Annotated in this window: 9 protein-coding genes and 1 pseudogene; 8 read left to right on the top strand and 2 right to left on the bottom strand. The window is 56.6% G+C overall.

Features of this window, described 5'->3' with window-relative positions; all coding sequences use genetic code 11:
- Positions 1 to 109 precede the first annotated feature (109 nt).
- Positions 110 to 2,359 carry a TonB-dependent receptor gene (locus tag LT85_RS14720; protein WP_038490051.1) on the bottom strand — a complete coding sequence of 750 codons (2,250 nt, stop codon included), beginning with the start codon at positions 2,357 to 2,359 and terminating at the stop codon, positions 110 to 112.
- A gap of 26 nt (positions 2,360 to 2,385) precedes the next feature.
- On the opposite strand from LT85_RS14720, the gene LT85_RS26660 reads away from it, so the two are divergent.
- From LT85_RS26660 to LT85_RS14755, 8 genes and pseudogenes are all read left to right on the top strand, one after another.
- Positions 2,386 to 2,721: a hypothetical protein gene (locus LT85_RS26660; RefSeq protein WP_156117541.1), complete on the top strand. Its 336-nt coding sequence runs from the start codon at positions 2,386 to 2,388 to the stop codon at positions 2,719 to 2,721.
- Positions 2,688 to 3,350: a response regulator gene (locus LT85_RS14725; RefSeq protein WP_038496307.1), complete on the top strand. Its 663-nt coding sequence runs from the start codon at positions 2,688 to 2,690 to the stop codon at positions 3,348 to 3,350. Before LT85_RS26660 ends, LT85_RS14725 begins: the two co-directional genes overlap by 34 nt.
- Positions 3,347 to 4,651 carry an ATP-binding protein gene (locus LT85_RS14730; RefSeq protein WP_038490055.1) on the top strand — a complete coding sequence of 435 codons (1,305 nt, stop codon included), beginning with the start codon at positions 3,347 to 3,349 and terminating at the stop codon, positions 4,649 to 4,651. The genes LT85_RS14725 and LT85_RS14730 overlap by 4 nt, the downstream gene beginning before the upstream one ends.
- 386 nt (positions 4,652 to 5,037) lie before the next feature.
- Positions 5,038 to 5,820 carry a COG4705 family protein gene (locus LT85_RS14735; protein WP_052135204.1) on the top strand — a complete coding sequence of 261 codons (783 nt, stop codon included), beginning with the start codon at positions 5,038 to 5,040 and terminating at the stop codon, positions 5,818 to 5,820.
- 14 nt (positions 5,821 to 5,834) lie between these two features.
- Positions 5,835 to 6,581, top strand: a pseudogene (locus tag LT85_RS14740) (COG4705 family protein); the annotation flags it as partial.
- A 94-nt stretch (positions 6,582 to 6,675) separates the two neighbouring features.
- The gene (locus LT85_RS14745) at positions 6,676 to 7,341 is read left to right on the top strand and encodes a response regulator (protein ID WP_038490058.1); all 666 of its coding nucleotides are present in this window, start codon (positions 6,676 to 6,678) and stop codon (positions 7,339 to 7,341) included.
- Positions 7,317 to 8,687 (top strand): ATP-binding protein, encoded by a 1,371-nt coding sequence (locus tag LT85_RS14750; RefSeq protein ID WP_038490060.1) that lies wholly within the window; start codon positions 7,317 to 7,319, stop codon positions 8,685 to 8,687. The genes LT85_RS14745 and LT85_RS14750 overlap by 25 nt, the downstream gene beginning before the upstream one ends.
- Positions 8,688 to 8,738: 51 nt before the next feature.
- Positions 8,739 to 9,869: a zinc-dependent alcohol dehydrogenase family protein gene (locus tag LT85_RS14755; protein ID WP_038490062.1), complete on the top strand. Its 1,131-nt coding sequence runs from the start codon at positions 8,739 to 8,741 to the stop codon at positions 9,867 to 9,869.
- Positions 9,870 to 9,974: 105 nt separating this feature from the next.
- Here LT85_RS14755 and LT85_RS14760 read toward each other — a convergent pair whose 3' ends face one another.
- On the bottom strand, positions 9,975 to 11,183 hold the full coding sequence (locus tag LT85_RS14760) for a PQQ-dependent sugar dehydrogenase (protein WP_052135205.1): 1,209 nt from the start codon (positions 11,181 to 11,183) through the stop codon (positions 9,975 to 9,977).
- Positions 11,184 to 11,605: the final 422 nt, after the last annotated feature.

Raw genomic sequence — 11,605 nt, forward strand, 5'->3', positions numbered from 1 at the left:
CAGAAAAGCGAATTGATAGAGAACAATTTGAAATATTCTCAATGTGGATTCGAATGTGGATTCGAATAAACGGGAGAGCAGAGCTCTCCCGATGGTCCGGACTGCAGGATTAGAAATCCAGGGTCACCGACAGCGTTACACTACGTGCAGGGAGCAATGTAAGCAAATCGTCGGGCGACGGATTGGCGGTAGATGCATTTCCCGAAATGCCGGTAATGCTGTGTTTATCAAACAGGTTGTTCACCGCCAGTTGCACTTTCGCTTGCTTGGAAAAGAACGTCGGCTTCTTGATCGTGTAATTAACAAACAGATTGGTCAACACCACCGGGTTGATGACATAGGAGCCGGTCGTAATGCCGTCGTTATACAGTTTGCCAACGCGTTTTGCATATACCGCAGAATTCCAGGTGCCTTTTGCATAAATCAGACCCAGCGTTTCGGTATTTCCCGGTGCGCCCGCAACCCACTTGCCATCCAGGGCGCCGCCGCTGTACTTGGTGGTACCTAAGGTGCCATTGGCATACACGCTAAAACCGTTGCCGAGCAATGCGGTGCCCTCAACTTCGACACCTTGGGTGATTTCGGTTCCGCTGGCTACGCAGATTTGCGTGGTCGGGTCGGCCGGATCAGTATTGCAGGTATAGCTGTTGTCCAGCTTGACATGGTAAATATTGGCGTCAAAAGTGAATTCATCCGATTTCCAGTCCGTGCCAATCTGGAAGGTGCTGGATTTTTGCGCCTTGGGCGGGGTCGCTACTTTTGCATTCGGGGCATCATACACGCTGGTCGGTGGAATCAGGTCGCCAGCGGCGAATTGTGCGTAGGTAGACCAGTTGGGACGCAACATGTAATGGACATCGAGGGTCGGCAAGAAATCGCTATAGTTGACCGAATTGGAAATGCTAGGCAGGCCGCCGGTGATCGAGTTGTTCGACTTGTTGATGGTTCCTCCCAGCGGGCCGACTTTTTTCAAATCCTGCAAATGGTCATAGTCTTGCTTGTAGTGGGAATATTTCAGGCCGGGAGTGATTTTCAGGTCATCGTTGACCTTGAACTCGTACTCGATATAGGGTTGCGCAGTGATTGTCTGGTAGGTTTCGCTGAATCTCGGCGCGGGTGCATCTTGCCAGCCATTCAATTCGTTCGATGAAATTTGATGACGGTCGCTGTTGGCGTATTCAAGCCAGAGGCCGGTGCGCAAAGTGCCCATCGAGGAATCCTGGCTGAAACGCAGCAAATTGCCGGTGGTATGGTAGGAGTTGAACTTGTCAATGCCAGTCTCGGCCGCCGCAGTCATTGCGCTAGACACCGGTGCGCCGCCAATTTTTTGCCGGTTCATATAACCGTAGTTATACAGTTTGTCGTCGACTTTCCAGCCGTTACCCAGATTGGAAGTAATACCGACATATTGGAAATTGGTCGTTACGTCATACAGGTTGTAGCCAAAATAGTTCGATTGCGTCGGATCGTTGCTATTCAAGTAATTGTCGCCGAACTTGGCGATTTGCGCGCGGGTCGGTGCGCCTGCATCAAGCTGGTTGTTCTTTACCTCCATCACGGATGTAAACGCGGTGAACACTGTATTTGGCGTCAAGTTGTATTGGTACTTGGCCGAAAATGCCTTGCGATCCTGATTGTTGTAAGTCTGGTAACCGTCTGACTTCATTTGCTGGGCGTTGATCATCAGGTTTTGATCGCCGTCTTGTCCGAACTGGCCTGTTTCGTGCTCCAGCACCAGCATGCGAGTATCCCAGGTGCCATAGCTTCCTGTAACGCTGGTGCGCTGGTTAGGTTCTAATTCACGTGACAGCAGGTTGAGCGAGCCGCCGAAGGTTGCTTGGCCGATAGTTGCAGCTGAGCCCGGGCTGCGATCAACTACGGCGCCGCCCACCGTCATGTTTGGGAAAAATACGTAAGAGTGATGGCTGACGCCGTTGGTGTCGTTGAATGGAATGCCGTCGAAAGTCACCAGATATTGGCTGTCAGTCAAGCCGCGCACGGTAGTGCCCGCATTGCCCATGCCGACGCCGTTCGGGCTGTAGCTGAACGCACCTGGAGTAATCTGGAACACTTGGCTGAAGTCGGCGACCGGCGAAGTGAAATTGCGTACATAACTATCGCCTACGATGGACTGTGCCGAACGCGCATCGAGCGAGCCCTGCGACAGCGCATTTTTCGTTGCAGTTTCTTTGTAACCCGATACGACTACCGTCGCTACCCCGCTATCGCCTGATGCCGACGCTGCATCGATAGCGCCGGACTGCATGTCCGCGTAAGAAGTGACAGGAATTGCAAGGAAGGTGCAGGTAAAGGCGCCGACGATACATTGCGTCATCGGTTTCAGTCTTGGGCTTTTCATCGCGTACTTTCAGTTAAAGAAATTAAATGCGTCCTGTACTACGGACGCCAGCAAGTTATGATGCCGGGAACAGCGAAAGATCAAACGCGACGAATCTTATTCAGCATTTGTTACAGGAAAAAGACATCAGGAAATTGATGGCTTTTATGTGGTTTTTATTTGAATTTAAGGATTCTTTAACATTTCGAGGAGAAATATATGCATCCTACGTACCCTTGAATACGGATGATTTGCAAGAATCAGCCTCGGCGTGGCGTGCAAGCTGCATTGATATTGAAGCTGGATTTTTGGAAAATTTTTTGAAGAAAGAACAAGAAAAATGTCGGCAATACGCTTGTTGCTCGTGGAAGATGACGTCATGATCGGCGAAAGCCTGGAGCAGGGTTTACGCAAGCAGAAGTATGAAGTTGACTGGGTGCGTGACGGCGTTGCAGCCGAGGCCGCGCTATCAAGGGAAAACTATGCGCTGATATTGCTGGACCTAGGGTTGCCGAGGCTGCAGGGGCTGCATCTGTTGAAAAATTACCGGCAGGCGCAGGGTAAATCGGCCGTACTGATCATTACTGCCAGAGACACACGTAACGACAAGGTCGAAGGTCTTGATGCCGGTGCCGACGACTACCTGATCAAGCCATTTGATCTCGAAGAGCTGTTCGCACGCCTGCGCGCATTGCTGCGGCGCAGCCAGGTTGTACAACCTGCAGAGTTGTCCCATCAGGGCCTGGTCTTGCGTCTTGATACCCACGAGGCCTTATATCAAGGTAACTCCATGCATTTTTCCCTGCGTGAATTCAAGTTGTTGCAGGCATTGCTGGATGTGCCGGGAAAGGTCTTGTCAAGAACTGATCTGGAAGAAAAAATGTACTCCTGGGACGCGGAAATCGAGAGCAATACAGTCGAGGTTTACATCCATTCGCTGAGAAAAAAACTGGGTACCGAATTCATCAAGAACGTGCGCGGCGTGGGCTATAAAGTGGCGAATCCGCTATGAGAGCAAGATTGACGATACGCCAGTATTTATTGCTGTGGATGCTGTCGGGGACGGTCATCGCCTTCATCGTCGCCGGCTTTTCCGTTTACCTGAAAATCCAGCATGAAACAGATGAGCTTTTCGATTATCAGTTGAAACAAATCGTGCGGTCTTTTCCATCGCAGATGTCGCGGCAGAATATTGCTACGCTCGATACGCATCCCGGAAAAAAAATTGTAGTGCAGGTCTGGAACAAGGAAGGCGAGCAGGTCTTCATCACAAACGCAGCGCGTGAATTACCGCGTTACGAGCGTCGAGGCTTCATCGATGTCACCACCCATGGCGAACGTTGGCGCGTTTATAGTGAGGAAAATTCGGGACAGTTGGTGCAGACCGCACAATTGGTCAGGGACAGGGAAACGATACAAGAGAAATTGCTATGGCGTTGCCTGATTCCTATTTTAAGTCTGCTACCGGTGCTGGCGGTATTGATATGGCTGGGGGTAGGCAGAAGCCTGCAGCCGCTACATCGCCTGACCGGATCTCTGCGCCAGCGCTCGGCCGATGATTTGCAGCGCTTGGACAGCCAGGGATATACGCAGGAAATTATTCCTATCGTCGATGCGCTCAATGACTTGTTTGCACGCCTTTATCAGGCCATGCAATTGCAAAAACGATTTGTAGCTGACGCCGCGCATGAGCTGCGCACCCCGCTGGCGGCACTGAAGTTGCAATTGCAGCTGGTCGAAATGGCTGACGACGACGAGGAGCGTTCGGCAGCCATCAAGAAACTGCATGAGCGCTTGAATCGTGCAACCCACCAGGTGCAGCAATTGTTGGCGCTGGCAAGACATGGCGGTGAGAATAGCGCCTCCAACAGGGAGACGGTGAACCTGCAGCGGCTTGCAGCCGGAGTAGTGTCCGACTATGCGCCGCTGGCCGAAAGCAAAAAGATTGATCTTGGCGTAGAGGCGGCGGAACAGGTACTTACCGTGGATGGCAATATAGAATCCATGAGGATAATGCTGGGTAATGTGGTCGGCAACGCGATTCGCTACACGCCTTCGTCCGGCAAAGTGGATGTGCGGGTATTGAGTCTGGACGGACGTCCTTGCCTGCAAGTGGATGATACCGGGGCAGGTATCCCCGAAGAGGAGCGTGAGCGCGTATTCGATCGCTTCTATCGGCGCGAAGTTGCGCAGGAATCCGGCAGCGGCCTGGGATTAGCCATTGTAAAGAATGTCGCGGCTCAGCATGGCGCCCGGGTCAGCCTGCACGACGGGCCACAGGGAAAAGGCCTTAGCGTGCGCCTTGTTTTTTGAAACTGCGGTCGGGCGGCTTTGAATCACCGCCGCACCATATGTCGGACTGCGGGCACCCTGTCGCTCGCTCCGCCCTGCCAACGCCCCTCCTGACCCAGCCAGACGCACAAATAAGCTGCGTATCTTGAAAGCCGCGTTGTACGCCTTCCAATCGCCCGTTCAATCTCCCGTTCAACACTTCAATCGGGCTGGTGCACTCACATCATCGACCACCCGGACCTCGCTTCAGATGACGACGGTGGCGATTTGCACAACAAAGCCACTGCTCAGTACCAGCTAAGTCTTGCTCGTTAAGCTTGCCTGCAATAGATCGCTTTCGCTTTCCCTGATACCTCGTCAGGAATGCGATCTTCAACACATTCCCACAGATTCACACTGGAGTTCCCATGACTATTTCTGCTACGAGATCATATCCGGACTGGCTCAACAAGGTGCCGCAAGCCACGCTGCTGTTCTGGATCATCAAAATGATGTCCACCACGGTGGGCGAGACCGCTGCAGATTATCTGGCGGTGGATCTGCACTTTGGCCTGATTGGCACATCGGCTGTGACTGGGTTCCTGCTGGCGTGTGCACTGCTGTTCCAGTTACGCGCCAATCGCTACGTGCCTGCACTGTACTGGATCTGCGTGGTGCTCGTCAGCATATTCGGCACGCTCATCACGGATACCCTGAGCGACTTGCTGGGCGTGCCGCTAGCGGTGTCGACTGCAGCATTCAGCATCGCCATGATTGCCACATTTGCAGTCTGGTACGTCAGGGAGAAGACGTTGTCTATCGACGCCATCGACAGCCCGGGGCGTGAGCGCTTTTACTGGGCCGTCATCCTGTTTACGTTCGCGCTCGGCACCGCAGCCGGGGACTGGGTCGCAGAAGGTCTCAATCTCGGCTACGCTAATTCCGCCCTGCTGTTTGGCAGCCTGATCGCGCTGGTCGCCGTGGCCCGCTATGCTTTCAAAGTCAACGCTACCGCCTGCTTCTGGCTGGCCTATGTATTGACGCGCCCTTTCGGCGCATCCTGCGGCGACCTGCTGTCGCAACCTGCTACTAGCGGCGGCCTCGGTTTTGGTACGATAATGACCAGTCTCCTGTTCCTGGCAGTCATTGTGAGCCTTGTCAGCTATCTGTCCTTCACGCAAAAACGCCCGGCGCTGCAACGCGCCTTATAGAAAAAGAAACAATGATGAATAAAACTACAGAATTCACCTTGAGCAAAATCCCGGAAGTCACCTTGGTCTTCTGGATCATCAAGATCGCCGCCACCACGCTCGGCGAAACCGGCGGCGATGCGGTGACCATGTCGATGAACCTGGGCTACCTGGTCGGCACCGCCATCTTCGGCGTGATCTTCCTGGCCGCCGTCACGGCCCAGATCAGGGCCAAGCACTTCCACCCGTTCCTGTACTGGACCACCGTCATCGCCACCACCACGGTCGGCACCACGCTGGCCGATTTCGCCGACCGCTCGCTGGGCATTGGCTATGCCGGCGGTTCAACCTTGCTGCTGACGCTGCTGCTGGTTTCCCTGCTGGTGTGGCACCGCACGCTCGGATCTGTCGCTGTCGATACTGTCAGCTCACCAAAAGCCGAAATATTCTATTGGGTCACGATCATGTTTTCGCAAACACTGGGCACCGCGCTCGGCGATTGGGCGGCGGATACCGCCGGTCTCGGCTATGGCGGCGGCGCCATCCTGTTCGGCGCTCTGCTGGGGTTGGTGGCGCTGGCCTTTTACCTCACCAAGATATCGAGAACGCTGCTATTCTGGGCCGCTTTCATCCTGACCCGGCCGCTCGGTGCTGTGGTAGGCGACTTTCTCGACAAGCCATTAAATGCAGGCGGGCTGGCGTTGAGCCGCTATTCCGCTTCGGCGGCGCTCCTGTTCTTCATCGTTGCCTGCATCCTGTTGTTTCGTCAGCGCGCGGCGCAAGGTGTAAAACATGAGGGCATAGCGTCGGCAAGGCCGGCGGTCAGCTCGCGCAAACATGAGATGAACGACATCAGCAATTAATACGGGAGAATACATGCGGGTACTGCTGGTTGAAGACGATCTGATGATCGGAGAAGCCATCCAGGCGGCGCTGAAAGACGCTTCTTACGCCGTCGACTGGGTAAGAAACGGTAAAACCGCACTGGATACGATCTCGTGCCAGCACTATGACCTGGTGCTGCTGGATCTCGGTTTGCCCGGCAAAGACGGCTTCGAGGTACTGGAGACGATCCGACGCCGGGATAATCCGGTGCCTCTGCTGATCATCACGGCGCGCGACGGTTTGGAACATCGCTTGCGCGGACTGGACGGCGGCGCCGACGACTATGTCCTCAAGCCGTTCGAGATGGCGGAGCTTCTGGCGCGCGCACGCGCCGTGTTACGCCGCAAAGGCGGCAACGCCGCGCCATTATTGAGCAATGGCCTGCTCTCCCTCGATCCCGCCACACGCCAGGCCACCAACCAGGAACAACCGGCCCAGCAACTGTCAAACCGCGAATTCGCTCTGCTGCAAGCCCTGATGCTCAGGCCGGGAGCGATCTTGTCGCGCAGCGAGCTGGAGGAAAGAATCTACGGCTGGGGCGAGGAAGTCGAAAGCAACGCTGTTGAATTCCTGATCCACGCCTTGCGTAAAAAACTCGGCAGCAAAGCCATCAAAAATGTCAGGGGAGTCGGATGGATGGTATCAAAAGGAAGTTGAAGGATTCGATCCAGTTCCGGCTCTCGCTCTGGCTGTCGCTGGCTATCCTGGCGGTAGCGCTGTTGGCGGGTGTGTTTGCGTTCATCTCCGCCTTCGATGAAGCACATGAATTCCAGGACGACATGCTGCGTCAGGTGGCGGCCTTGTTCGACCAGCAGCATATGCCGGTGGCGCAACAGGGCAATGCCGCCAAAGCAGAGATCGGCGATGAAGAATCGCGCGTGATCGTGCAATATTTGCCCTCCGCACAAGACGATAGTGCGGGCAAATCCGGGGAATCCGCTTTGGCGTTGCCGGCAACCCTGCGGGAAGGTTTCCAGACGTTGCAGATCGGGCACGAGCATTATCGTGTTCTCGTCAGAACCCTGGCATCGCAGCAGCGCATCGCCGTCGCCCAAGAAACCGCTGTACGGGATGAACTCGCGCGTCACAGCGCTGTACATACGCTGATGCCCTTCTTGATCCTGATTCCGCTCTTGCTGCTGCTGGTGGCGCATCTGGTGCGCACCATGTTCAAACCGATTGCCCGCCTTTCGGCGGAGATTGACGGCCGTAACGAGCAAGAACTGCATCCGCTTGCGCCCGAACCGCTGCCGGCCGAGATCCGTCCCTTCATCGTGGCTATCAATCGTTTGCTGGATCGCGTTGCGCAAGCCATGGATGCGCAACGGCGCTTCGTCGCCGATGCTGCCCACGAGTTGCGCTCGCCGCTCACAGCCCTGTCGCTGCAGGCGGAACGGCTAGCCGATGCCGAAATGCCCGATACTGCCCGCCAGCGGCTGGTAACGCTGCGGCAAGGAATCGAACGCGGGCGGCTCTTGCTCGACCAGTTGCTGGCGCTGGCCAGGGCGCAATCCTCTCCCGCTGCGGCAGGCGGCACAATATCGGTATCGCAAGTTTACCGGCGCGTGCTGGAAGACCTGATGCCGCTGGCCGACGCCAAGCAGATCGACCTCGGCGTCGAAGGTGAAACCGATCTGCAAGTGCGGGCGACAGAAGTCGATCTGGTCACCATCATCAGGAATCTGGTCGACAACGCCATCCGCTATACGCCGCCGGGTGGACGCATCAACCTGAGCATGCGCGGCGGCGCAGATGGCGTCACCTTGCAAGTGGACGATTCCGGCCCCGGCATTCCGCATGAGGAACATGCGCGCGTGTTCGATCCCTTCTACCGCGTACTCGGCAACGATGCCGTCGGTTCGGGACTGGGTCTATCCATCGTCCAGACCATCGCCAGCCGGATCGGCGCGCAAGTCAGGCTTGGTCCCGCCGATGCGCAAACACAGGCAGGATTGCGCGTCACCCTGTTTCTCCCGGGAGCAGCGCAGCGCCAGCTAAAATAACCATGCTTTCCATTTCTCCGATTGGTGCTTGAAATCTACCAAGGAAAAACGATGAAAATCCGCGCCGCCGTCCTACGCCAGACAGGTTTGCCCTATCCCTACAAGGATTCGCGGCCGCTAATCATCGAAGAACTCGAGCTGGCGCCGCCTGGACGCGACGAAGTACTGGTGCGCATCCGTGCCGCCGGGCTGTGCCATTCGGACCTGTCGGTCATCAACGGCGACCGGCCGCGGCCATTGCCGATGGCGCTGGGCCATGAAGCCGCCGGAGAAGTCGCTGAGCTAGGCGCAGGCGTGACCGACCTGCATATCGGCGACCATGTCGCGCTGGTGTTCGTCCCCAGCTGCGGTCATTGCCTGCCCTGCTGCGAAGGCCGCCCTGCCCTGTGCGAACCGGGCGCGCAAGCCAACGGCAACGGCACGCTGCTTTCCGGCTCACGCTTGCTGGTAAGTGAGCATGGCGAAGCGGTTAACCATCATCTTGGCTGTTCAGCGTTTGCAGAGTACGCCGTGGTTTCGCGCCGCTCGCTGGTGAAACTCGACCCCGCACTGCCCTTCGACGAAGCCGCGTTATTCGGCTGCGCGGTGCTGACTGGCGTCGGCGCAGTGGTCAACACGGCTCAGGTGCGCGCCGGCCAGTCGGTGGCCGTGGTCGGTTTGGGCGGCGTCGGCCTGGCTGCGGTGATCGGCGCGCTGGCTGCCGGCGCATGCGAAGTAATTGCAATCGACCTCTCCGCCGCCAAGCGCGAACTTGCCACCAAGCTTGGCGCGACACGTACCTTCGATGGCGGCGATCCGGACTGCGTCGAAGCAGTCAGAGCCGCCACCAACGGCGGCGTCGACCAGGTATTTGAATTCGCCGGCGCGATCCGCGCTTTCGAGACCGCCTACCGCATCACCCGCCGCGGCGGCACCACCACCACCGCCGGCTTGCCGCCGGCAGCGGCCCAGTTCGGACTGCCGATCGTCAATCTGGTGGCAGAGGAACGCACCGTCAAAGGCAGCTATATCGGCACATGTGTCCCGGCCAGGGATCTTCCACGTTATGTGAGCTTGTACCGGGGAGGACGTTTGCCGATAAACCTGTTGTTGTCGCATCGCTTGCGGCTGGATGACATCAATGAAGGCTTTGACCGCCTGCATACCGGCGAGGCGGTGCGGCAGGTGATTGTTTTTGACTGACTGCTGATGTGCTTTGCCTACCTTCGCTTACCTTTGCGTACCTTTACTTACCTTAAGCACATAACGATAAAACTCGCCGGGCAACAAGCTATTTGAATCCCGACGTCAGTTGGGAGCCAGCCGCAACAAAGTACCGTTCCGATCCTCAGTGATCACAATGCTCCCGTCATCCAGCACTGCCAGCGCCACCGGCGCGCCCATCGGATAGCCGCCATGCCGGTAATTCCATCCCGCCACCAGATCGCGCGGCTCGCCCACCGGCTGGTAAGCGGCATTCAAGGTTTGGCTGACTAGCCGATGGCCGGCGGCGCGGTAGCCGTGATAGCCGATGATCAGGCTACCGCTCAACGCCGGCATGCTTTTTCCGTTGTAGATCAGCATGCCTAGCGGCGCGGCGTGCGCCGGCAACAGCCGGCCTGGCGGGGTCTTGCTGCGGCAATCGAATCCCGTATATTCAGGGCTCACCCGGAGCTTGTCGAAGCAGTAGGGCCAGCCGTAATCGGCGCCGGCAACCAGCCAGCTGAGGGTGTCGTGCGGCAGTTCTTCGTCGGACAGCTTGGGATCGGCGGCATTGATGGCGTCGCGCGAATTGGTGGCGGCGATCAGCGTACCGTTGGGGGCGAGCGCCAGCGCCATGCTGTTGCGCAAGCCGCGCGCATGGACTGGCAAGGTGCGTGCGTCCAGCGGCAAATGCCCTGCGGTCAGATTTGCGCGCAGCACGCTGGCGCGCGGCGGTGTTTCCTGGATTTCAGGACACGGCGAATCCGACTTGCCGGGCTGGCTTTCGCAATTATCGGTCGCGGAACCGACATTGATGTACAGCGCTCCGTCGGCGCCAAGCACCATGGCCGTCAGCGGGTGGCGACCGGTAGTAGGCAGATTGACGACGATGTCTTGTGCGCTGCCGAGCAGATCCTTGGCCGCCGGATCGATACGGACGATGCGGCCATGCATGGCGATCAGCAGTTTCTTGTCCGGCGTGACGATGATCGCATTCGGCATATCGAGCTTGCTCAGCAACACTTCGGGAGCGCCCTTCTTGCCGATGTCGATGCGTAGCAAGCGGCCGCGTTTGCTGGCCCAGCCACCCATGTCGAGCACGTAGACGCTGGAGCCAATCGCAGCCACCCCGCGCACGAAACCGATATGATCGGCTACCAGGCCCATGCACATGCCCTTGGCCACTTTCACATCAAGACGCGGAAAACCGTCACAGGTCCCGGACGTGTGATAACTGCTTTCCGCCGACGCCGTACCACTGGCCAACAGGAAGATCGTGCAAAGCAGATGACGCAGGAGGGAAGCTGATCGCATAAGTGAACCTTGAATAACGCACGACATTGTCGACGATGGGGCAAAAGTTAAAAAATCATGCCGCAGGAAAATATTTGGCATATTGCCACATTCTTTGATTGCGGGACTGCTTTCAATACGAACATCAGTTGCGTGACATTTATACCCCCCTTTGATCCGCCTTGGCTCCGCCCTGTCAGCACCAATACCACTTGCAGAAAATTCGAAAAGTGGTATTGCACCTATCTGCTATAACTCTTTTTCTCGCATTCTTTGGCGATGCCGAATTCACCCTATTGCTTGCCAAAGGCAATTCGCTTCGAACGGCACTCTCATTGCCTTAAGAAAATTATTTCATAATCCCAGATTTGCTGTCCTTTCTTTAAATTCGCTGCCTTTACGAATGCGTATCAACGATAGGCGGCAACTGGTATGGCGCCATC

It is taken from the genome of Collimonas arenae (genome assembly GCF_000786695.1).
In the GTDB taxonomy this organism is placed as follows: Bacteria; Pseudomonadota; Gammaproteobacteria; order Burkholderiales; family Burkholderiaceae_D; genus Collimonas; species Collimonas arenae_A.

Coding starts and splice junctions, on each gene's coding strand:
- LT85_RS14730 (WP_038490055.1), top strand. CDS start 3,347: ATGAGAGCAAGATTGACGATACGCCAGTATTTATTGCTGTGGATGCTG.
- LT85_RS26660 (WP_156117541.1), top strand. CDS start 2,386: ATGCGTCCTGTACTACGGACGCCAGCAAGTTATGATGCCGGGAACAGC.
- LT85_RS14760 (WP_052135205.1), bottom strand. CDS start 11,183: ATGCGATCAGCTTCCCTCCTGCGTCATCTGCTTTGCACGATCTTCCTG.
- LT85_RS14750 (WP_038490060.1), top strand. CDS start 7,317: ATGGATGGTATCAAAAGGAAGTTGAAGGATTCGATCCAGTTCCGGCTC.
- LT85_RS14720 (WP_038490051.1), bottom strand. CDS start 2,359: ATGAAAAGCCCAAGACTGAAACCGATGACGCAATGTATCGTCGGCGCC.
- LT85_RS14755 (WP_038490062.1), top strand. CDS start 8,739: ATGAAAATCCGCGCCGCCGTCCTACGCCAGACAGGTTTGCCCTATCCC.
- LT85_RS14745 (WP_038490058.1), top strand. CDS start 6,676: ATGCGGGTACTGCTGGTTGAAGACGATCTGATGATCGGAGAAGCCATC.
- LT85_RS14735 (WP_052135204.1), top strand. CDS start 5,038: ATGACTATTTCTGCTACGAGATCATATCCGGACTGGCTCAACAAGGTG.